Below are 20,504 nucleotides of genomic sequence, written 5' to 3' on the forward strand. Positions count from 1 at the left end.
TCGTTGCGCTATCGCCAAAGGGAAAATGGAAACAGCATTGGCAATGCGCGGGCGCGCATCCGGCTTTTTCTTTGCAAAAGGCAGATTGGGGCCGTAGAAGGCGAGGATAATATTCAGGGAGTGAAGCATGCGGCCTTCAGGCAGACAGACGAACCAGATGCGCAAAGTCTCTTTCGAGCGCAACTTTTCCAAGCATGCTGAAGGCTCCTGCCTCGTCAAGTTCGGTGATACCCACGTTCTGTGCACCGCAAGCCTTGAAGAAAAGACGCCGCCATGGCTGAGAAACAGCGGCAAGGGCTGGGTAACCGCTGAATACGGAATGTTGCCGCGCGCTACCGGCGACCGCATGAAGCGCGAAGCGGCTTCGGGAAAGCAGGGCGGCCGGACGCAGGAAATCCAGCGCCTCATCGGCCGCTCGTTGCGCGCCGTCATCGATCTTGAAGCCCTGGGCGAAAAGCAGATCACCATCGACTGCGACGTGATCCAGGCGGATGGCGGCACTCGAACGGCCGCCATCACCGGCGGTTGGGTCGCTCTCTACGACTGCCTCAAATGGATGGAAGGCCGTTCGATGGTCAAGCTCGACAAGGTGCTGAAGGACCATGTCGCAGCCATCTCCTGCGGGATCTTTGCTGGGCAGCCGGTCATCGACCTCGATTATCTCGAGGATTCGGCTGCGGAAACCGACGCCAACTTCGTGCTGACCGGTTCGGGCGGCATTGTCGAAATCCAGGGTACGGCGGAAGGCGCGCCGTTCAGCCAGGAAGAGCTGCTGCAGCTTCTTGCGCTTGCACAAGCTGGGACGCAGGAACTGGTGGCGCTGCAAAAGGCTGCGATCGGCGGCTAAAGTCTAGGGGCGCGGATGATCGAAGGCATTCTTGAAACCGCGCTTTATTCCGACGATCTCGACGCGGCGGAAGCCTTTTACGGCGGTGTCCTGGGGCTTGAAAAGGTCTTGCGGGCCGGCGACCGGCATGTCTTCTTTCGCTGCGGGCCGGGCATATTGCTGATCTTCAACCCGGCCGAAACGATCAAGCCGCCGCCGCCTGATGCCCTGCCGGTTCCACCACACGGAACTACCGGGCAAGGTCATGTCTGCTTTCGCATGAGCGGCAAGGCGATTGACTTGATCAAGGAAAAGCTCAACAAGGCTGGCATCATCATCGAAAGTGATTTTCGCTGGCCCAACGGCGCCCGTTCCATCTATTTCCGCGATCCGGCAGGAAACAGTCTGGAATGTGCCGAGCCGAAGCTTTGGGACGTTGAACAGGACATTTCATGCGCAAGCTCGAGACCAAGACAATCATCGTGGCCAGCCACAATGCCGGCAAGATCCGCGAGATTGCCGAACTGATCGGACCTTTCGGTTTTTCCGCCAGATCCGCCGCCGAGCTGAAGTTCGAAGAACCGGATGAGACCGGAACGACATTCGAGGAAAATGCGGCCATCAAGGCGCTCGCCTCGGCCACAGCGTCCGGCCTGCCGGCGCTTTCGGACGACAGCGGCATCGTCATCGATGCGCTCGATGGCGCACCGGGCGTCTACACTGCCAACTGGGCGGAGCGTGAAGACGGCAGCCGTGATTTCCAGATGGCGATGGAAAAGGTGGAGGCGGCACTGCAGGAACGCGGAGCGACAAGGCCGGACCAGCGCAGCTGCCGTTTTGTCAGCGTTCTCTGCCTTGCCTGGCCGGACGGGCATACAGAAATATTCCGAGGCGAGGTCGAGGGAAGGGTGGCCTGGCCGCCACGCGGCACGGAAGGCTTCGGTTATGACCCGATCTTTCAGCCGCAGGGCTATGAGACCACCTTCGGTGAAATGAGCTCCGAGGAAAAGCATGGCTGGAAGCCCGGCGATGCCGAAGCCCTGTCGCACCGCGCGCGCGCCTTCAAGCTCTTCGTCGAAACCTGCCTGGAGGCCTGAGCCCAAGGTGAACGCCATCGCTCCCCTTCATGCAGATAGGCTTTTGCCGGACACGGGCGAACCGGGCTTCGGGATCTATGTGCATTGGCCCTTTTGTGCGGCCAAGTGCCCTTATTGCGACTTCAACAGCCATGTGCGCCACCAGCCGGTGGACCAGCTGCGCTTTACCGCTGCCTTCTTCAAGGAAATGGAGACGATGCGCCGGCTGAGCGGGCCGAAGACCGTCACCAGCATTTTCCTGGGCGGCGGAACGCCTTCACTGATGGATCCGGCGACGGTTTCGGCCATCCTCGACGGCATTGCCCGGCATTGGCATGTGCCTGACGGCATCGAGATCACCATGGAAGCCAATCCCTCGAGCGTCGAGGCCACCCGTTTCCGTGGCTACCGCGCCGCTGGCGTCAACCGCGTGTCGCTCGGCGTGCAGGCCCTCAATGACACGGATCTGCGCTTCCTCGGCCGGCTGCACGATGTCGCCGATGCGCTGAAGGCGATCAAGCTGGCCCGCGACATTTTTCCGCGCATGAGCTTCGACCTTATTTATGCGCGGCCAAACCAGACCCGCGAGGCGTGGGAAGCGGAACTGCGGCAGGCCGTATCCTATGCGGTCGACCACCTGTCGCTCTACCAACTGACCATCGAGGAGGGCACGCCGTTCTACGGGCTCCACAAGGCAGGCAAGCTTGTCGTGCCCGACGACGATCTTTCGGCCGATCTTTACCAGGCGACGCAGGAGATAACCGAAAGCTTCGGCATGCCGGCCTATGAGGTATCGAACCACGCCAAGCCCGGTGCGGAAAGCCGCCATAACCTCACCTATTGGCGCTACGGCGACTATGCGGGCATCGGCCCCGGCGCCCACGGACGGCTGACGCGCGGCGGTTCCAAGATTGCGACGGCGACGGAACGACGGCCGGAAACCTGGCTGGAGCAGGTCGAGGCGCAGGGGCATGGCATGGTCGACCAGGAAATACTGGGGTCGGACGAGCAGGCCGACGAGCTTCTGTTGATGGGGCTTCGCCTGAGGGAGGGCGTCGACCTTGCCCGCTGGCAGCAGCTTTCCGGCCGCGATCCGGATCCGGTGCGCGAGCAGACTTTGCTGGAACACGGCTTCATCGAGCGCATCGGCAATTCGCGGCTGCGTTGTACGCCGTCGGGCATGCTCATCCTTGATGCCGTGGTCGCCGACCTCGCCTGTTGAGGCGGTACGAACGTCCGAACATCATAGCGTTGGCCTCTAGGCCGACTAGGCTTTGACGGCTGTCACATGCAGCCACTCGGTCGGCTGGTTGTCATAGCCCTCGCCGCCCCTCGTTTGCCGCATCTCGAAAGACGCCCAGGCAAGGCTTTCGTAGGTGGTCCTCAGCCAGTTCTCCGAGGGAAAATTGTAATAGCGCCCGAGGGTGTCGACGCCTTCATCCGTGCCGGCTTTGTAGCTTGCGTAAAAGACCCCGCCGGATCTGAGCGCCGCATGGATCTTGAAAAGGATCAGGCCAAGCTGGCTGCGCGGCACATGCAGCAGGCAGGCATTGGCCCATATGCCGTCGAAAGCCATGTCATAGGCAATGTCCTCAAAACCAAGGACATCGACGCGGATACCCAGCCGGCGCGATGCTTCGGTGGCCATTTCCGGCGTCCCGTCCGTCGGCGAGACGTGGTAGCCACGCTCGATCATGAAGGCACTGTCGCGGCCATTGCCGCAGCCCAATTCCAGAATCTCGGCATGTTCCGGAAGGAGAGCCAGGAACCGTTCCAGCCGAAGCGCGCTCGGCTTCAGCGTGAAATCCGTATAGGTCACAGCATTCGTCGCATAGAACCGCCGTGTCGGATCGTCCGCTGCCGCCATGACACCTACCGCTGAGACAGGAGCAATCTGGTCCCGAAGCCCACGAAGACCAGCGCGACGCCGATGTCGATCTTCTTCTTGGCGCGCAGATAAGCGGCTGCGACCGTGCGGTGGGTAATGAGGCCGACCAGGAACGTGTAATAGATGGAAGACACGGTGACCATGACGGCAATGGCTGCCACACCATAAAGAAACGGCGTGCCGGCCGGCATGGTGGCGGCAAACAGGCTGGCGACGAAAAGCGCCGACTTCGGATTGGCCAGATTGGTGTCCAGTCCCATGCGGTATGCCGTCTTCAGCGGCACTTCGATGCGGGGAGCCGTCAGATCGGCCACCTGCCCGGACTTTCGGACGTCAAGAAAAATTTTCAGTCCTAGCCAGACGAGATAGAGCCCGCCGATGATCTTCAGCGCCAGATAGGCGAACGGCGCCGCCTGAAAAAGCACATTGATGCCGAGCCAGCCCGCAAGGCCCCAGCAGAACGTGCCGGTGATCGTCCCCATGGCGGCAACGACCGCGACGCGGCGTTGCGCCGTCAGCGCGTAGCGCATGACCAATAATGTATTGGGCCCTGGCGTTACGCACGCCACGGCCCAGATTGCTGCTACGGACAAAAGAAAGGTCACGTCAGGCGTTGTTCTCGTTGATCAGCCGCTTCAGAAGCTCCACCTCATGGCCGAGCTTTGTGTCTTCGCCGATCAATTCCTCGATCTTGCGCACCGCATGCAGCACGGTCGTATGGTCGCGGCCACCGAAACGCCGGCCGATCTCCGGGAAGGAGCGCGGCGTCAGGGTCTTTGCCAGATACATGGCGATCTGGCGCGGCTTGACGATGACCCGGGTGCGGCGGTTAGAAACCAGCTCCTGGCGCGACACATTGTAATGCCGGGCTACGATCCGCTGAATATCCTCGATGCGGACGCGCCTCGCCTCACCGGCGCCAACCAGATGGGCCAGCAGTTCATCGACGCGCTCGATCGACAGCGAGGGCTCGAAGGAACGGCGGAACAGAAGCTGGTTGAAGGCCCCTTCCAGCTCGCGACCGCTGGCCGTCACATTGCGGGCAACGTGGTTCATGATTTCGGCCGGAATATCCAGCGAAGGATCGTCCTGGCGGGCAATTTCCAGCCGACCCTTCAGCATTTCAAGCCGCATTTCGTAATCCGGTGCCTCGACTTCGATGGCAACCCCGCCCTGGAGGCGCGAACGAACGCGCGGATCAAGCGATTCCAGCTCCCAAGGCGCCCGGTCGGCGGCTACCACCACCTGCTTGGCACTGTCGAGCAGCATGTTCAGGAGATGGCAGAACTCATTCTGGATCATCTTGCCCTGCAGGAACTGCATGTCGTCAATGATCAGAAGATCGATGTGGCGCAAGGAATCCTTGAGCGTCAGGGCATCATTGTCGCGGATCGCAGTTGCAAAACGCCACATGAAATATTCCGCCGTCAGATAAACAACCCGCGGCATGCGCTGGCTGCCGACCGCGGCATTGGCGATTGCCTGCAGCAGGTGTGTCTTGCCCAGACCAACGCCCGAGTGAATGAACAGCGGATTAAAGCGCACCGCGCTGGCACCGGCTTCGGCAATGGTCTTGGCAGCGGCGAGTGCTACGCGGTTGGACGAGCCTTCGACAAAGGTATCGAACGTATAGCGGCTATCGAGGGGCGAGCCGAAAAGCGGGCCGGCAGCCGGACGAGCCTGTTGCGCAGCCGGCGTCGGAAAGACGGCGATCTTGCCGATTTCCCGGGGCGCCTCGCGGCGCGGAAAGGACTGTGTCACAGCGGCCGGTTCGGGTGCGAGAGCCTGTTCTTCTGCGGATGGAGAGGCCTTGGCGCTGCGGCTTGCGGTGCGCACCAGGATTTCTACCTTCAGGATTTCCGCATCTTCCGCCTGGAAGATCGAGGTGATGAGATCCAAATAGCGATTGTTGATCCAGGACTTGAGGAAGGTTGTCGGCACGGTCAGCCGGACGACGCTCTTTGATACGGAATGCAGCTTTAACCGCGCGAACCAGCTCGCATAAACGTCATGACCGACCTGTGCTTTCAAACGCGTGCTGAACCGCTCAAAAAGAGCATCATGCTTCATTTCCGATGTTTCCCCTGCCGCTTTGGAGCAAACTGAATCGAATGCCTGCCGTGCATGGTCCCCAGTACCCACTGCACGAACCGATACGGTATTCATCTGCATTAATGTGCCGCCTTTTCTTTTCGCCTGGCGGTGCTGTGCCGCCAAGTCAACCTTGTTTAAAGGTGCAGCTCGTAGTCCCTTTAAGAGACCGCCGCCGCCCTTCCCCTTTCGTCGTTTTCCATCGCCTCGCAGTCGATCGAAAACAGATGGCCCAGTCCCGCCTCGTACGCGGCCTGCACCTGCGGGAGCCACCCGCAACACGAACCTCTCATCCTCATCATGAGCCGTTCGATCTTTCACGTCTCCTACACCCCGGCACGAGAATGCCGATGCGTCTACATAAAGATCGGCCGTCACCGGAAACGAAAGCTTCCGGCTTGCAACCGAGGGTTATATGGGAAACGGGCAAAACCTGTCCCGTAACAAGAGGCAGAAAGTCTCCGCTCCGCCTTGAAAAGACGGTCACCGGCAGCCCTCTGAGTTATCCCCGCGCCCCTTGCTGGAATTCATTTAGGCAGGATCAAATGCCAAGATCAATGATGAATTTTACGCAAAATTAAGCGCCGCCCGTTGACTCCTGAAGCGCGATTTGAATACCGCCGACGGGGCTTCCGAGAATCGCAGTTGAATCAACGAGATTCAAAAATGGCGAGACCGCGACAGCCTCAAAGACATAAAAAATAAAAAAGTCCTTGACTCCCAAAGTCGCTAGCGGGGCGGCCGGAAAGCTTGGGGAAAACCCCATCACCTCCCGTAATACATTGAAAATTCATCGTAATTTCTGTCACGCGGTTGACACGGAAATGTCAATGAGCCGGATAACAACTTATCATCTAGCAGGAATCGCAAAAAGCCCGGTCGCGTGACCAGGCTTCCTGAAGGACGTTCAAAAAAGGTGATATTAAGCCGAAAGAGCCTTCACACGGGCAGCCAGGCGAGACACCTTGCGGGACGCCGTGTTGCTGTGAAGGACGCCCTTGGTAGCAGCGCGCTGGATCTCCGGCTGAGCGGCCTTCAGAGCTTCGGCGGCAACCGTGACATCACCCGACGCGATGGCTTCTTCGACCTTGCGGATGAAGCCGCGCACGCGCGAACGACGGGACTTGTTGATTGCGGTACGGCGAGCGATCTTGCGGGTCGCCTTTTTCGCCGAAGTTGTATTGGCCATTCCATGCCTCTCTACGAATTCGAAACAAAACTCCGCCGTCGCCGCGCCGGTCCTTGCGACCTTCAATCCAGCAATTCGGGAGCAATAGAGGAAGCCATGATCAGGCTTTCCCAACTGTGGGCGGGCATATAGCTGGAATACCCGCGCCAGTCAACGCGGATTTTGATCGATAGCCCGGCTTAGCGGTTTGAGAATTCCGGTTTGCGCTTTTCAATGAAGGCCGCCATGCCTTCCTTCTGGTCCGCGGTGGCGAAAAGCGAGTGGAACAGGCGACGCTCGAAGCGAAGACCTTCGCTCAGTGTCGCCTCGAAGGAACGGTTGACCGCTTCCTTGGCCATCAGCACAGCGGCACGGGGGAAGGCGGCGATTTTCGCTGCGGCCTCCAGCGCTTCGTCCATGAGCCGCTCGGCCGGGACGATTCGTGACACGAGGCCCGCCCTTTCCGCTTCCGCGGCATCCATCATGCGGCCGGTCAGGACGAGGTCCATGGCCTTTGCCTTGCCGATGGCGCGGGTCAGGCGCTGGGAACCTCCCATGCCGGGGATGACGCCAAGCGTGATTTCCGGCTGGCCGAACTTTGCCGTTTCCGACGCGATGATGACATCGCACATCATCGCCAATTCGCAGCCGCCGCCAAGCGCGAAGCCGGAGACGGCAGCAATCATCGGTTTGCGGACCGAGGCTATCGCTTCCCAACCGAAAATGAAGTCGCCAAGATAAGCGTCGACGAAGTCGATGCCCTGCATTTCCTTGATGTCGGCACCCGCAGCAAACGCTTTTTCGCAGCCCGTCAGCACGATGGCACCGACCGTCTCGTCCTTGCCGAAGCCTGCCAGGGCATCCGCAAGTTCGGCCATGACGGTGGAATTGAGTGCATTCAGCGCCTTTGGCCGGTTCAGGGTCACGAGGGCAACAGCGCCGCGGCTTTCCGTCAGCAGGGTTTCGTAGCTCATCGGGGCTTTCCTCCTATTTCTGGCAGGCCGGGCAATAGAAGGTGGAGCGCCCCGCCTGGGTGATACGGGCGACCGTACCGCCGCAACCGGGCGTGCGGCAAGGCTTGCCTTCCCGGTCATAGACAGAGAAGGAATGCTGGAAATAGCCGAGGGAGCCATCCGTCTGGATATGGTCCCTCAAGGAGGAGCCTCCGGCAGCGATGGCATCCGCGATCACCTCGCGAATAGCTGTATGAAGGAGAGCAAGCTCCTTTTTCGGCCTGCCGGTTTTAGTGACAATGCTGCCGGCCGCACGTTTCGGCGACAGATGCGAACGCCACAGCGCCTCGCAGACATAGATATTGCCTAGGCCGGCCACCACCGTCTGGTCCAGCAGCGCGCCCTTCAGCGGCTGGTTCTTGCCCGAAAAGCGTCCGGCCAGATAATCCGCATCCAGAGCATTGCCGGTCGGTTCCGGCCCGAGTTCGGCAAAGGCCGGATAAAGATCGAGTTCGCTGCGCTTCCACAGGTGCATGAAGCCGAAGCGGCGCGGATCATTGTAGATGATGCGCCGCGGCGCCGCTTCACGCTGCAGATGGAAGACGACATGATCATGCTTGGCATTCTTGGAGCGCGGATGATGAAACTCGCCGACCGTGTCGTCCTCGATGCGAAAAGAGCCCGACATGCCGAGATGGCTGATCACCGTCAGGTCGTCGTCCAGGTCGATCAGCAGATATTTCGCACGACGCCCCAGCGAAACGATACGGCGCCCCTCGACAGCGCTTGCGAAATTTTCCGGCAGCGGGAAGCGCAGGTCCGGCCGGTTCAGCTCGAGCCGCGTGATGAAGGCCCCTTCCATTGCCGGGGCAAGGCCGCGGCGGACGGTTTCCACCTCTGGCAATTCGGGCATGGCATTCCTAACTTCCTGTTTCGCGGTCTTCGTTCCTGGTCTATAGACCGGAGCGGATGCCGCAGTCACCTGACGTGACCAAGCCACAGATAGCGAGGCCGGACCGGTTTCGCTATGGTGGCCCGGAGCAGCGTTCTAGAACAGCGTCCCTCAACAGCGTCAAGGAGTTCGCCGATGACCGAAGCCCGCACAAGCGCCGATGGCGGCATGGAAACCTCCTACGGTTTCCGGCAGGTGGCGGACGGCGAAAAGCAGGGTCTCGTCAACGACGTCTTCCACAAGGTGGCCAAGCACTACGACGTGATGAACGATGTGATGTCGGCCGGCATGCACCGCGTCTGGAAGGATGCCATGGTGGCGGCACTCCATCCGCGTAAGGACTCCGGCTATAGGACATTGGATGTTGCCGGCGGTACGGGTGATATTGCCTTTCGCATTGTCGAGGCCTCGGACCGCAAGGCGCATACGACCGTGCTCGACATCAACGGATCAATGCTCGGCGTCGGCGCCGAGCGTGCCGAAAAAAGAAAGCTCTCCGACAACCTTACCTTTGTGGAAGCGAATGCCGAGTCTCTGCCCTTCGAGCCGAACTCCTTCGACGCCTACACGATCGCCTTCGGCATCCGCAATGTGCCGCGTATCGATGTGGCGCTGAAGGAGGCCTACCGCGTGCTCAAACGCGGCGGCCGTCTGCTCGTGCTGGAATTTTCAGAAGTCGACATGCCTTTGCTTGAGCGCGTCTACGAAGAATGGTCGTTCAAAGCGATTCCGCGTTTCGGGAAGATGATCACCGGTGAAAGCGAGCCCTATCAATATCTGGTGGAGTCGATCCGCAAATTCCCGAACCAGGAAAACTTTGCCGCCATGATCCGCACTGCTGGCTTTTCGCGCGTTACTTACACCAATTACACCAGCGGTATCGCGGCGCTGCATTCCGGCTGGAAGCTGTGACCCCATGAGCACGATCGGCGCTTATTTTCGCCTGGCCCGGGTCGGCTGGGTCCTGGTGCGCGAGGGCGTGGTTTCGGCCCTGCCGACGCAGGACATGCCGCCGGCCATCGGGCTGATGAAGTCGCTGGTCGAGCCCCTGGCCCGTTTCCGTGCCAAAAAGCAGGCCCGCAGCGAGCGCCTGACGCGAGCAGTCGATCGTCTCGGTCCGTCCTATGTCAAGATCGGCCAGTTCCTTGCCACCCGGCCCGACGTTGTGGGTGTCGACTGGGCGATCGATCTTGCGCTGCTGCAGGACCGGATGGCCTATTTTCCGACGGATACGGCCAAGGCTGCCGTGCAAGCCTCGCTCGGCCGGCCGATCCACGATCTTTATACCTCGTTTGGCGAGCCGATCGCGGCTGCCTCGATTGCCCAGGTACATCCGTGCATGATCGGCGACAGGAAGGTTGCGGTCAAAGTGGTTCGGCCCGGGGTGCGGCAGCGCTTCGCGCACGATATCGAGGGAATGTATCTTCTTTCGCGCCTTCAGGAGCGCTTCGTGCCGTCCAGCCGCCGGCTGCGGCCGGTGGAAGTGACGCGGACGCTCGAGCAGACCACCAAAATGGAAATGGACCTCCGCCTCGAAGCGGCGGCTCTTTCCGAAATCGCCGAAAACACCAAGGACGATCCGGGATTTCGGGTGCCGCAGGTGGATTGGGAGCGCACCGGCCGCGACGTCATCACCATGGAATGGATCGATGGTGTCAAGATGAACAATATCGACGGGCTGCGGGCGGCCGGCTACGATCTGGAAAAGCTGGCCGAGATCCTGATCCAGTCCTTTCTGCGCCACACCCTGCGCGACGGGTTCTTCCACGCCGACATGCATCCGGGCAATCTTTTCGTGGATCCGGCCGGCACCATCGTCGCCGTGGACATGGGCATTGTCGGGCGCTTGGGGAAAAAGGAACGCCGCTTCCTGGCCGAAATCCTTTATGGCTTCATCACCCGCGATTACCTGCGCGTGGCCGAAGTGCATTTCGAGGCGGGCTATGTGCCGGCCCATCACGACGTTTCTGCATTTGCGCAAGCGATCCGCGCCATTGGCGAGCCGATCCACGGCCAGCCGGCCGAAACCATTTCCATGGCCCGCCTGTTGGCGCTGCTGTTTGAAGTCACCGACCTCTTCGAGATGCAGACGCGCCCGGAGCTTATTCTCCTGCAAAAGACCATGGTCGTCGTTGAAGGCGTGTCGCGCATGCTCGACCCGCGCTTCAACATGTGGAAGGCGGCCGAACCGGTCGTCGGCCAGTGGATCCGCGACAATCTCGGGCCGAAGCGCATCGTCTCCGATATCCAGGACGGCATCAAGGCCATGGTGAAGCTTGCCGAGGCGGCACCGGAAATCGCCGGACAGACGGGCAAGTTCCACCAGGAGCTTCTGCGCATGAGCGAAAACGGCTTGCGCTTCGATGAGCAGACCGCAGAAGCGATCGGCAAGGCCGAAGCGCGATACAGCCGCTCCGGCCGGATCGCCTTGTGGATCATCGCCCTGTCGCTCCTCTATATCGCCTTTGCCATCTGAACATGCGCAAGGCGAGCCGCCTCGATCAGCTGTTCAGGTTTTGGGATATTCCCTCATGTATCAGCCTCGCTCGTCTGCTGCTAAGGTGATCCCATGTCCAAACCGCACGAGATCATAGAACTAACCGGCCAGCCGCTCGGCTTTCCCGAACTGCTGGCGATTGGTGACGGCCAGGCCGGGGTATCGGTTGCTCCAGGCAGCCTCGAGCGGGTTCAGGCGGCACGCAATGTGCTGGAACAGGCAATCGCCGACGGCATGCCGGTTTATGGTGCAACGACCGGCGTCGGCGCCATGAAGGACATAGCATGGTCGAATGACGAACTCGACACATTCAACCTGGGCCTCGTGCGGGCTCACCATTTCGGCACCGGCAAGCCCTTCCCCACCTGGGTCGTGCGCAATGCAATGGCGCTGCGCGTCAACACGGCGCTGACCGGTTATGTCGGCTGCTCCACCGACCTCGTGCAGTCCTATCTTGATCTGCTGGCTGCCGATGTGATCCCGGTTGTGCGGCGCACCGGCTCGATCGGCTGCGCCGATATCGGCCTGATGGGCCAGATCGGCGCGGTGTTGACCGGGGTGGGCGAAGCCGTGTTCCAGGGCGAGCGCCTGCCGGCCGCGGAAGCTTTCGAAAGGGCGGGATTGCAGCCGTTCCGCATGGCGCCCCGCGACAGTCTTGCATCGCTCAGCGTCAATTCCGTCAGCTTTGCCGCCGCGGCCCAAGCAACCCGCGCGGCAGCCGGTGCCCTGCGCGCCTTGTTGGCCGCCGGGCTTACGGCGGCCGGTGCCATGGGCGCCTCACGCGATCCCTGGGTAGCCGTCACCCATGTGGGAACGGCGCGCGAGGCTATGATCGGCAAATGGCTGTGCAATGCTTCCGAAGGCTGGGAATGGCCGAGTGCGACCCATGTGCAGGACCCGTTGAGCCTTCGCATGATCCCGCAGGTCTTCGGCGCCGTGTTCGAAAGCGTGCTGACCGCCGGGCACAAGATCCTGGCCGCCACCGGCCGGTCGGACGACAATCCGGTCATCGTCGAAGGACGCGTGCTTACCTCCGGAGGTTCTCTGCCTCTCGATGTCACCGTGCTGCTGGAATCGGCGGTGCTCTGCATGGCCCATGCGGCACGCAATTCCTTCAACCGCTGCGTCCTGCTCGGCAATGGGCAAAGGCGCGGGCTGCCGGTCAATCTTGTTCCGGAGGGTGTGATCGCCACGGGCTTCGGGCCGATCATCAAGCTTGCCGGCGACATTTTCTCCCGCGTCCTGTCGATGACCAACCCGGTATCGGCCCAATCCCTGGTGGTCGCCGGGGGCATGGAGGACGAAGCGGCGTTCCTGCCGCTGGTGATCGAGCGTTTCGAGCGGCAGATGCAGGCCCTGAAGCGACTGGCCGCTCTGGAGGCACTTCTTGCCGCTCAGGCAATGGACATACAAGGCGACGAGCCAGGCGGTGCCGTCAAGCTCGTTTATGACCTGGTGCGCCGGCACGCAGCCTTCTATACGGTTGACCGGCCGCTTTCGGCCGAGGTGGAGGCGATCGAAAAGGAGCTCGCTTCCGAGGCCTTTCTGACGGACCTCATCGCCGTATCGCCGATCCATGCCATCGACGGCTTCTTCGCGCTCGGCGGCTTTGCGCAACGCCTGCCCGTAGCGCGAAGGCCTTCCGGGCACTGAGACTTACCGGACAGCCCTGTTGGCCCCGGGCCGCCGCCATAGGCTCGGCCTTTATTCCGCCCCCTTCTTCATTCTCTTTTAAGGAATACATTCCTTTCGGGAGACCCTCATGGCGCTTGGCGCTTCTCAACGATTGACTGACAGCGTCGCGGCCGTCGAGACGATGACGCGTTTTGCCCTGGCCGTCCTGGCGCTTGCATCGGGCGTTTACACCTATCTCGGGGCCCGCACGATCCTCGACGGATCGCCCACGGCCGTCTTCTTTGCCGCCGTTATCTATTCCGTATCCGTATCGATCGGCATTTATGCATTCTGGTCCTACATGGCCCGCTTCTATCCGCATGTGACGACGCGGACCGGCCGCACGGCCATGCTGTTCGTCATGGCCGCTGGCGCTGCGATGATCATGGCCATGTCCAGCTGGCTCAACGCTGCGGCGCTGGCCGGTTCGGCCGCCGTTGAGCAACATCTTTCGGAAACGGTGGAAGACTATACGGCCGATCTCGACCGCGCCCACCAGAATGCGCTGGCGGTCCAAGGCCTGCTGCCGGACATTCAGCGCGCCGGCGAACGCTTCGCTCAGCTTGCCGCCGTCGAGCGCCAGTCCGGTTCGCTCACCGGCACGACCGGCTCGGGAAGCGTCGTGCAGCTGCTGTCGCAGATGTCGGCGCAGATGAAGGGCCTGGAAAACGGCATCAACGGTTCGCGCGAGCAGGTTGCCGACCTCTTCACCCAGGGCCAGAAGCGGCTCGAAACGATGCGATCACTGGTTTCGGCACCGGGTGCCATCGAGCCGCGTGCCGACCAGTTCTCCACCGAGGTGGTGGCGCTGACCGGTGTGATCACCTCGCTTGCGCAAACCTCCATCGCCCCTTCGGTGCGGCGTGCTGCCGACGATCTTTCGATCGGCTTCATTGCTCCCGTGCCGGATGGAACCGCGCCTGATCTCGTCAACCGCCAGAACCAGGTCATGGATACCGTGCGGGCGTCCGTTTCGGCGCAGTCCAAGGCGCTCGGCAAGGCCGCCGACGAGATCCTGTCGCGTCCGCGCGTCGAGGAACGCCGCTTCGTTCCGCTGTCGGCTGCGGCGGCCGTTCTTCATTATGCGCAGGACTTCATTCCCGCCTGGGCCGGTGCCATTTCCATCGACCTTCTTCCAGGCGTCATGGTCTTCATTCTGGCCGTGGTGCATGGAGCGATCCGCCGACAGGAAGAGGGCCTGCCGTTTGCCGAACGGATCACGGCGGCCGAGCTCCTGCAGGCCCTGCAGGTGCAGCGGGCGGTGGTGGCGAGCGGCATGACCATGGAAGAAGCGGTGGCCGCAGCGGAGCCCGATGGCGATCTGGCCGAGCCCAACAATATCACCAGTATCGACCTCAAATCCCGCGCAAGAGACAGGTCGCATGAGGATCGGTGAGGCGATCAGGAGGATAGACGACGGGGTGCTGATGCGCGCCGCCTTCTATATCATGCTCGCCGTGGCGGCCGTGTTCCTGGTCATCGACATTCGCGACATGGCGACGGCCAATGCCGCCCTGCCCGGCTATGACCCGATGCGCGAAGACCAGCCGGTCCTTCCCCCGGCCCTGACAGAGGGCGTGCCTGCCGCGCCGCCTGTGCAGCCGGCCAGCTCGCCCGAGGTGCTGCGCCAAGCCATCAAGTTCCAGCTCGGTACTGGCGGGGTGCTTCTGGCCGAAGGTGCGATCGATCCTGGTGCCGCCGCACGCTTTGCCGAGGAGATCGAGGCTCGCGGCGAATATGTGAAGACGATCTCGCTCAATTCGCCCGGCGGATCCGTGGAAGACGCGATCGCCATGTCCAAGCTGATCCGCGAGAAGAAGCTCGACACCAAGGTGGCGTCCAAGGCGCTTTGCGCCTCCTCCTGCCCCATCGTCTTTGCCGGTGGCGTCTCACGCACGGCCGAAAAAGATGCCGTGATCGGTGTCCATCAGGTCTTTAACGGCGGCAAGGATCGGCCGACGGCGGAACAGGCCATGTCCAGCGCCCAGGCGACGACCGCACGGGTGGCAAGGCATCTGAACGATATGGGCATTGGCGCCGGCCTGTGGTTCCACGCCCTGGAAACGCCACCCGACAGGCTCTACTACCTGACGCCGAAGGAAATGAGCGAATTCAAATTGACGACGGACCCGCTGGCGACCGCCAGAAAGAAGCCTTAGCGCCGCCCGGCCACGCGCCGCGCCTGTAGGGAGGCAAGGAGCGCGGCAAGCAGCAGGGCAGCGGTGAATGCTGCCACGGCCGGCCAGCCGCCGGCGCTCCAGAAGTGCCCGCCGATCGAGCCGGCGACGCTGGAGCCGAGGTAATAGCCGAGCAGGTAGAGCGACGATGCATGCCCCTTCATATCACGGGCAAGCTTGCCGACCAGCGCGCTGGCCGCTGAATGGGCCATGAAGAAGCCGGAGGTCAGCAGCACGATGCCGAGGATGATCAACGGCAGCGGTGACGTCAGTGTGGCGGCGACGCCCAGGATGGCGATGACGATGCAGACCGGCATGACCCGGAAATGACCGAAGCGGTCGCCAAGCAGGCCGGCCGCCCAGGAACCGGCAATACCGAAGAGATAGACGGTGAAGATCAGCCCCAGCTCCGTCTGGTTTAGATCGTAAGGCGGCGCCACCAAACGGAAGCCGACGTAGTTGTAGATGGTCACGAAGGCGCCCATGAGCAGGAAGCCGATGGCGAACAGAAGCGCCAGCGCCGGGTTCCTGATGTGCGCAAGCCAGGCTCGGGCGTGATAGACCGCAGTCGATTTACGCGGCACGAAATTGCGCGACGGCGGCAGCAGGACGAGGAAGCCGATGGCGGCCAGGATCCCGAGGACGCCGATGCCGGCCAGAGCCGGACGCCAGGAGAAATATTCCGCCAGGATGCCGGTGACGACGCGTCCCGCCATGCCGCCGAAAGCATTTCCGGCAATATAGAGCCCCATGGAGGCGCCGAGCCCCTTCGGATCGATCTCTTCCGAGAGATAGGCCATGGCAACCGCCGGCACGCCACCAAGCAGGAAGCCCTCGAGCGCCCGGATGACGAGCAGCATATGCCAATCGGGAACCAGGGCGCAGGCGATCGTGCAAATGGAAGCGCCGAGCAGCGACACGAACATCAGGCTGCGGCGGCCGAAGCGTTCCGAAACGGCGGCCGCAAAGAAGATCGCAACCGCCAGCAGGCCGGTCGAGAGCGACAGCGACAAGGAGCTCGCCGCCGGGCTCACGCCGAAATCATGCGAGAAGATCGGCATCAGCGGCTGCACGCAGTAGAGCAGCGAAAAAGTGGAAAAACCGGACAGGAAGAGCGCCAGGCTGGCGCGCCGATAAGCGGGCGTTCTGCGCACCAGGAACTGCTTGGTCTCCGCATCTGCCTTCATGGTCACCAGATCCGCTTCCGACCGCCACGGAGGATGGACGTCGGTTCGACAGGACGGGGCATGGCAGGATCCTTGCTGCAATAGATGGTGGCATTCTGTTATTGGCCTCGTGACTGGACGGATCAAGGGCACACGGCATAAGAATCCGGTCGGCACACGCAGCTCCCGACCGCATTTGTCGGCTTGCCTGATCAGCCTGCCTTGCTATTGCGCTCGCAGAAGGTGATCCTATTGCTGAAGGGATCCGTGACGGTCACTTCGAGGCCCCAATCCGCCTGCGCCAGGCCAGGACGCATGAACGGATAGTTCTTCTCCGTCAGTTCCGCGTGGAAGTGCCTGATGCCCTGCACCGGGACGAAAACACGGGCGCCCGGCGAAGCATCTCCGGCATGTTCTGACAGATGCATCAGCATGCCGCTGCGCGATATCTGGCAATAGAGAGGGTAGTCGTTGCCGAACCAGTACTCCCAATCCACCTGAAAGCCGAGGAAGTCCCGATAGAACTCCATGGCTTTCTCGATGGAAAATATCCGGAAGATCGGGATGGCCGGCTGGATAGATGGGAGTCGCGGCCTGTTTGTCTGCGGCTCCGCCGCATCGATCTTTGCCGCCAGTATGTTCCAGTCGCCGAAACCGAACTGAGCCGCCACCAGTTCCAGCGCCTGACTGTGCGACAGATCGATGTTGCGCCCTGCAAGCTGTTCGCGCAGGGTCTTTGCCATTAGTTTCGCATCATGAAAATCACGCATCTCGTCATCCCTACAACGACGAACGGTCGATCAGACCCCGCATTGCTGATCCGTTCGTCATCATTGGCCGGATGGCAAGGATGAGAAAAAACGAGATGCGTTCACCATGGCGCTGACGCCGCGGGCGGCAGGCCGCATCTGGCCTTGCGCTTTGGTAGCACCCTTTTCCGCCAAGGATCAACAGGCCGGCTGGCCGATTGGAGATCCGCCAGCCGGGCATGCTCCGGAGGCTCAGGAGGCTTCAGGCTTGGTCTTCTGGCCTTCATTTTCAGGGGACGGATCCTCCTGGATCGTGTCGTGACCAGAGGGCAGCACTGCCTTCTTGACCTCTTCGAAGCCCGACCTGCCCGCCTGCGCCAGGCCGGCACCGGCGATGTCGAGAGCGGCCTTGGGGTGATCCCGCAGGAGCACGCCCAAGGCTCTTAATGTCACGGCAGCACCCAGCCGGCTGCCGGCCGAGCCTTGATAGCGCCGCAGCACCATACGTTCGACCGGCTGCGGCAATCCGCTGTGAACGCCGGCGGGCTCGGCCTCGGGCTTCGCCTTGGGCGGGGCCTTTAGTGCCGTACGGCGTTGGCGAAAGGGCGCTCTTTCTTCTCCTCGCTGCTGCTCTCCTTGGACTTCTTGCGCACATCCTTGGGAAGCATGGAGGTGGCCGAATCCTTGACGACGGCCATTGCGGCGCTGGCAGCGCTTTCCAGAGCCTCCGATGCAATCCCGAAGGCGCCGGCGGTCTTGCGCGCGCCTTTCTTGCCGGCGGCGGCAATGTCTTCCCGTTCACCCATCAGAACCGAAGCCGCTGCTCCAGCACCCGCCGTCAGGGCACTGGCCAGGATGCCGCGTCCCGTGTCGCTCGCCAGCAGCGCCTTCAAGGCGGAGGACTTGCGAATAACCTTGGGAACCTTGAATCCTGCAATCTCTTTCGGGATCAAATTCTTTTTCTTCTTTGCCATGACGGTCTCCTTTTGTGCAGAAACAACTCAAACCTTCTGTAACGGTTCCATGACAATGGCGGCGGGGCCGATTGCAACTCGCCTCTCAAGTGCTTAGCTTCCGCGCAATTGCCAGCGGGTAGAGCCATGGACCTTTCGAACAAGCGCATCCTTTTGATCATCTCCGGCGGCATCGCGGCCTATAAGAGCCTCGATCTCATCCGGCGCCTGCGCGAAAGAGGGGCCGAGGTTCGGCCGGTCATGACCGCTGCCGCACAGCAGTTCATCACCCCGCTCGCAGTCGGGGCCCTTGCCGCCAGCCATGTCTATGCCGAGCTTTTCTCCCGTGAGGACGAACAGGATGTGGGGCATATCCGGCTCGCCCGCGAGGCGGATCTCGTGCTGGTTGCCCCTGCAAGCGCCGACCTGATGGCGAAGATGGCGCATGGCATGGCCAATGATCTGGCAAGTGCGGTGCTGCTGGCGACGGATCGCCCCGTGCTGATTGCTCCCGCCATGAACCCGAAAATGTGGGCGGCACCGGCGACCCTGCGCAATGTCGCGGTGCTGAAGGCGGACGGCATCCGCTTCATCGGTCCGGTGGCCGGCGAAATGGCCGAAAGCAACGAGGCCGGCACGGGCCGGATGGCCGAGCCGCTGGAGATCGTCGCTGCGGTTCTGGCCATCCTCGGCGAGACGCTGAAGCCATTGGCCGGCAGGACCGCCGTGGTAACCTCTGGGCCGACCCACGAGCCAATCGATCCGGTGCGCTACATCGCCAACCGGTCGTCAGGACGGCAGGGGCATGCCATTGCCGCCGCACTGGCCAGGCTCGGCGCCGACGTTACCCTTGTGTCGGGGCCCGTCACCATCCCGGATCCGCCCGGCGTGACCACTGTGCATGTGGAAACGGCGCAGCAAATGCTGGACGCGGCCACCTCCCGCCTTCCAGCCGACATCGCGGTCATGGTGGCGGCCGTCGCCGACTGGCGCGTCGCCTCTTCAGTGGGTCAAAAGATCAAGAAGCAGCCGGGCGAGGCGCCGCCGCCGTTGATGCTGACCGAGAACCCGGACATCCTGAAGACGGTCGGGCATCATGAAAAACGTCCGACACTGGTCGTCGGGTTTGCAGCCGAAACGCAGGATGTGGAGAATAACGGCCGCGCCAAGCTCGCCCGCAAGGGCGCCGACATGATCGTCGCCAACGACGTTTCGCCTGGGACCGGCATCATGGGGGGCACGCGCAACCGGGTGAAGATCATCAGTGCAGCCGGTGTCGAGGAATGGCCCGATCTCGACAAGAGCGAGGTCGCCATCCGGCTGGCGGACCTGATCGCCGCCAAACTGGGTTGAGCGTCCTGGACTGAGCTTACTCGGCTGAGCGTCAGGCGGCCTTGGAGAGGGACTGCGGCTGGAAGAGCAGCGCCTGCATGCCCTCGTCATTTACCCTGACGGCACTGCCATCGGGAATTTCGACCCACGTATCGGCTTCGTCGTTCAACGGTTCGGAAACAAGACAATAGCCTTGTTTGCCACCCGCAGTCTCTCCCATGGGAGCAGCATAGAGCGTCGGCGGCCGATGGTCCGTGGCATAGCGCACGGCATAAAGTTCGCGTCCGTTGGAAAAAGCGGCCGTAAACCGCACCAGCGCCTCGCCGGATTTCTCGTAGGACAGCTTTTCGACCGTTGCGATTGCCTTTTCCACTGCACCGAGCGGATCTGCATCGAGGCCGAACCGCAATGCCAGGAGGAAGAGCAGCTCCGAATCCGTCGTGCCCGTGCGGGCATTGAAGAGCTCGTCGCAAAGAAGGCTTTCCATGCTGCGGCGGATCTGCTCGAAGCCGGAAATCTGGCCGTTATGCATGAAGGACCAGCGTCCGTGGACGAAGGGATGGCAGTTGTCACGCCGCGTCGCACCGGTGGTGGCCGCCCGCACATGGGCGAGAAAGAGCGGCGAGCGGATCTGCCGTGCGAGACTTCTCAGGTTGCAGTCGGACCAGGCGGGCAGGATATCACGGTAGCGCCCAGGCTCCGGCCGGTCTCCATACCAGGCAATGCCGAAACCGTCGCCATTGGTGGCGGTCTTGGCGCGGGTGGCGCAATGCGACTGCTCGATCAGGGAATGAGCGGGCGAAGACACGAGCTCTTCGAGATAAAGAGGTTCACCGCGATAAGCTGCCCAACGGCGCATGGGTCTTTCTGCTCCGAAACTGCAGCCGACACGGCCGCCAAACCAAATATTAGAATCTCGACAAATGGTTAACCAAATCTGAATTTGCCGGTTTATGACAGAATTTTGGAAGGGTGCCGATCACTTTTTGCGACCCGTTATCA

20 protein-coding genes and 1 pseudogene are annotated in these 20,504 nt (G+C 61.8%); 10 read left to right on the forward strand and 11 right to left on the reverse strand.

The annotated features are described in order from the left end of the window. Positions 1-127 precede the first annotated feature (127 nt). From rph to hemW, 4 genes and pseudogenes are all read left to right on the forward strand, one after another. Positions 128-847, forward strand: a complete 720-nt coding sequence (gene rph, locus E2F50_RS13960; protein WP_133316770.1) for a ribonuclease PH — start codon at positions 128-130, stop codon at positions 845-847. Between the two features lie 15 nt (positions 848-862). Continuing rightward, positions 863-1,276, forward strand: a pseudogene (locus E2F50_RS13965) (VOC family protein); the annotation flags it as partial. Between the two features lie 2 nt (positions 1,277-1,278). Next, the gene (rdgB, locus tag E2F50_RS13970) at positions 1,279-1,923 is read left to right on the forward strand and encodes an RdgB/HAM1 family non-canonical purine NTP pyrophosphatase (RefSeq protein WP_133316772.1); all 645 of its coding nucleotides are present in this window, start codon (positions 1,279-1,281) and stop codon (positions 1,921-1,923) included. A 7-nt stretch (positions 1,924-1,930) separates the two neighbouring features. Further along, a complete protein-coding gene (gene hemW / locus E2F50_RS13975; RefSeq protein ID WP_245515413.1) occupies positions 1,931-3,124 on the forward strand; it encodes a radical SAM family heme chaperone HemW in 1,194 nt (397 codons plus the stop codon). Positions 3,125-3,169: 45 nt separating this feature from the next. Here the strand turns inward: hemW and E2F50_RS13980 are convergent, their stop codons facing one another. The 6 genes from E2F50_RS13980 to mutM all read right to left on the reverse strand — a co-directional run bounded on the left by E2F50_RS13980 (position 3,170) and on the right by mutM (position 8,915). Further along, on the reverse strand, positions 3,170-3,769 hold the full coding sequence (locus tag E2F50_RS13980) for a class I SAM-dependent methyltransferase (RefSeq protein WP_133316774.1): 600 nt from the start codon (positions 3,767-3,769) through the stop codon (positions 3,170-3,172). A 5-nt stretch (positions 3,770-3,774) separates the two neighbouring features. After that, positions 3,775-4,395: a LysE family translocator gene (locus E2F50_RS13985; RefSeq protein WP_133316775.1), complete on the reverse strand. Its 621-nt coding sequence runs from the start codon at positions 4,393-4,395 to the stop codon at positions 3,775-3,777. A 1-nt stretch (position 4,396) separates the two neighbouring features. Continuing rightward, positions 4,397-5,962, reverse strand: a complete 1,566-nt coding sequence (dnaA, locus tag E2F50_RS13990; RefSeq protein ID WP_133316776.1) for a chromosomal replication initiator protein DnaA — start codon at positions 5,960-5,962, stop codon at positions 4,397-4,399. Positions 5,963-6,803: 841 nt separating this feature from the next. Beyond that, the gene (gene rpsT, locus E2F50_RS13995; protein ID WP_133316777.1) at positions 6,804-7,070 is read right to left on the reverse strand and encodes a 30S ribosomal protein S20; all 267 of its coding nucleotides are present in this window, start codon (positions 7,068-7,070) and stop codon (positions 6,804-6,806) included. Between the two features lie 179 nt (positions 7,071-7,249). Beyond that, positions 7,250-8,023, reverse strand: coding sequence for an enoyl-CoA hydratase (locus tag E2F50_RS14000; protein ID WP_133316778.1), 774 nt, complete (start codon positions 8,021-8,023; stop codon positions 7,250-7,252). 13 nt (positions 8,024-8,036) lie between these two features. Beyond that, positions 8,037-8,915 (reverse strand): bifunctional DNA-formamidopyrimidine glycosylase/DNA-(apurinic or apyrimidinic site) lyase, encoded by an 879-nt coding sequence (mutM, locus tag E2F50_RS14005; RefSeq protein WP_133316779.1) that lies wholly within the window; start codon positions 8,913-8,915, stop codon positions 8,037-8,039. Positions 8,916-9,089: 174 nt separating this feature from the next. On the opposite strand from mutM, the gene ubiE reads away from it, so the two are divergent. From ubiE to E2F50_RS14030, 5 genes are all read left to right on the forward strand, one after another. Continuing rightward, complete coding sequence (gene ubiE / locus E2F50_RS14010) at positions 9,090-9,866, forward strand: bifunctional demethylmenaquinone methyltransferase/2-methoxy-6-polyprenyl-1,4-benzoquinol methylase UbiE (RefSeq protein ID WP_133316780.1); 777 nt, start codon at positions 9,090-9,092, stop codon at positions 9,864-9,866. 4 nt (positions 9,867-9,870) lie between these two features. Further along, positions 9,871-11,430 (forward strand): 2-polyprenylphenol 6-hydroxylase, encoded by a 1,560-nt coding sequence (gene ubiB, locus E2F50_RS14015; RefSeq protein WP_133316781.1) that lies wholly within the window; start codon positions 9,871-9,873, stop codon positions 11,428-11,430. Between the two features lie 93 nt (positions 11,431-11,523). After that, positions 11,524-13,104, forward strand: coding sequence for an aromatic amino acid lyase (locus E2F50_RS14020; protein ID WP_133316782.1), 1,581 nt, complete (start codon positions 11,524-11,526; stop codon positions 13,102-13,104). 109 nt (positions 13,105-13,213) lie between these two features. Then, on the forward strand, positions 13,214-14,521 hold the full coding sequence (locus tag E2F50_RS14025) for a hypothetical protein (RefSeq protein ID WP_133316783.1): 1,308 nt from the start codon (positions 13,214-13,216) through the stop codon (positions 14,519-14,521). Then, positions 14,508-15,284, forward strand: coding sequence for a COG3904 family protein (locus E2F50_RS14030; RefSeq protein WP_133316784.1), 777 nt, complete (start codon positions 14,508-14,510; stop codon positions 15,282-15,284). The genes E2F50_RS14025 and E2F50_RS14030 overlap by 14 nt, the downstream gene beginning before the upstream one ends. On the opposite strand, the gene E2F50_RS14035 is transcribed toward E2F50_RS14030, so the two are convergent. From E2F50_RS14035 to E2F50_RS14050, 4 genes are all read right to left on the reverse strand, one after another. Further along, positions 15,281-16,489, reverse strand: a complete 1,209-nt coding sequence (locus E2F50_RS14035; protein ID WP_133317114.1) for an MFS transporter — start codon at positions 16,487-16,489, stop codon at positions 15,281-15,283. The genes E2F50_RS14030 and E2F50_RS14035 overlap by 4 nt on opposite strands. Positions 16,490-16,680: 191 nt before the next feature. Next, entirely contained in the window at positions 16,681-17,238 is a 558-nt protein-coding gene (locus E2F50_RS14040; protein WP_133316785.1) for a glyoxalase superfamily protein, read from the reverse strand. A 231-nt stretch (positions 17,239-17,469) separates the two neighbouring features. After that, a complete protein-coding gene (locus E2F50_RS14045) occupies positions 17,470-17,742 on the reverse strand; it encodes a hypothetical protein (RefSeq protein ID WP_133316786.1) in 273 nt (90 codons plus the stop codon). A gap of 53 nt (positions 17,743-17,795) precedes the next feature. Then, the gene (locus tag E2F50_RS14050; RefSeq protein ID WP_133316787.1) at positions 17,796-18,191 is read right to left on the reverse strand and encodes a hypothetical protein; all 396 of its coding nucleotides are present in this window, start codon (positions 18,189-18,191) and stop codon (positions 17,796-17,798) included. Positions 18,192-18,317: 126 nt separating this feature from the next. On the opposite strand from E2F50_RS14050, the gene coaBC reads away from it, so the two are divergent. Then, a complete protein-coding gene (gene coaBC, locus E2F50_RS14055; protein WP_133316788.1) occupies positions 18,318-19,523 on the forward strand; it encodes a bifunctional phosphopantothenoylcysteine decarboxylase/phosphopantothenate--cysteine ligase CoaBC in 1,206 nt (401 codons plus the stop codon). A 31-nt stretch (positions 19,524-19,554) separates the two neighbouring features. Here coaBC and E2F50_RS14060 read toward each other — a convergent pair whose 3' ends face one another. Continuing rightward, positions 19,555-20,361 (reverse strand): class II glutamine amidotransferase, encoded by an 807-nt coding sequence (locus tag E2F50_RS14060; RefSeq protein ID WP_133316789.1) that lies wholly within the window; start codon positions 20,359-20,361, stop codon positions 19,555-19,557. Positions 20,362-20,504: the final 143 nt, after the last annotated feature.

Origin of the sequence: Rhizobium deserti, assembly GCF_004358025.1 — a bacterium.
Lineage (GTDB): Bacteria > Pseudomonadota > Alphaproteobacteria > Rhizobiales > Rhizobiaceae > Neorhizobium > Neorhizobium deserti.

Excerpts from the sequence above, each read along its gene's own strand:
- E2F50_RS14060 (WP_133316789.1), bottom strand. The coding sequence starts at position 20,361 with ATGCGCCGTTGGGCAGCTTATCGCGGTGAACCTCTTTATCTCGAAGAG.
- rph (WP_133316770.1), top strand. The coding sequence starts at position 128 with ATGCGGCCTTCAGGCAGACAGACGAACCAGATGCGCAAAGTCTCTTTC.
- ubiE (WP_133316780.1), top strand. The coding sequence starts at position 9,090 with ATGACCGAAGCCCGCACAAGCGCCGATGGCGGCATGGAAACCTCCTAC.
- dnaA (WP_133316776.1), bottom strand. The coding sequence starts at position 5,962 with ATGCAGATGAATACCGTATCGGTTCGTGCAGTGGGTACTGGGGACCAT.
- E2F50_RS14050 (WP_133316787.1), bottom strand. The coding sequence starts at position 18,191 with ATGGCAAAGAAGAAAAAGAATTTGATCCCGAAAGAGATTGCAGGATTC.
- E2F50_RS14035 (WP_133317114.1), bottom strand. The coding sequence starts at position 16,489 with ATGAAGGCAGATGCGGAGACCAAGCAGTTCCTGGTGCGCAGAACGCCC.
- E2F50_RS14040 (WP_133316785.1), bottom strand. The coding sequence starts at position 17,238 with ATGCGTGATTTTCATGATGCGAAACTAATGGCAAAGACCCTGCGCGAA.
- E2F50_RS13980 (WP_133316774.1), bottom strand. The coding sequence starts at position 3,769 with ATGGCGGCAGCGGACGATCCGACACGGCGGTTCTATGCGACGAATGCT.
- rdgB (WP_133316772.1), top strand. The coding sequence starts at position 1,279 with ATGCGCAAGCTCGAGACCAAGACAATCATCGTGGCCAGCCACAATGCC.
- E2F50_RS14000 (WP_133316778.1), bottom strand. The coding sequence starts at position 8,023 with ATGAGCTACGAAACCCTGCTGACGGAAAGCCGCGGCGCTGTTGCCCTC.
- E2F50_RS14030 (WP_133316784.1), top strand. The coding sequence starts at position 14,508 with ATGAGGATCGGTGAGGCGATCAGGAGGATAGACGACGGGGTGCTGATG.
- coaBC (WP_133316788.1), top strand. The coding sequence starts at position 18,318 with ATGGACCTTTCGAACAAGCGCATCCTTTTGATCATCTCCGGCGGCATC.
- E2F50_RS14025 (WP_133316783.1), top strand. The coding sequence starts at position 13,214 with ATGGCGCTTGGCGCTTCTCAACGATTGACTGACAGCGTCGCGGCCGTC.
- mutM (WP_133316779.1), bottom strand. The coding sequence starts at position 8,915 with ATGCCCGAATTGCCAGAGGTGGAAACCGTCCGCCGCGGCCTTGCCCCG.
- rpsT (WP_133316777.1), bottom strand. The coding sequence starts at position 7,070 with ATGGCCAATACAACTTCGGCGAAAAAGGCGACCCGCAAGATCGCTCGC.
- E2F50_RS14020 (WP_133316782.1), top strand. The coding sequence starts at position 11,524 with ATGTCCAAACCGCACGAGATCATAGAACTAACCGGCCAGCCGCTCGGC.
- ubiB (WP_133316781.1), top strand. The coding sequence starts at position 9,871 with ATGAGCACGATCGGCGCTTATTTTCGCCTGGCCCGGGTCGGCTGGGTC.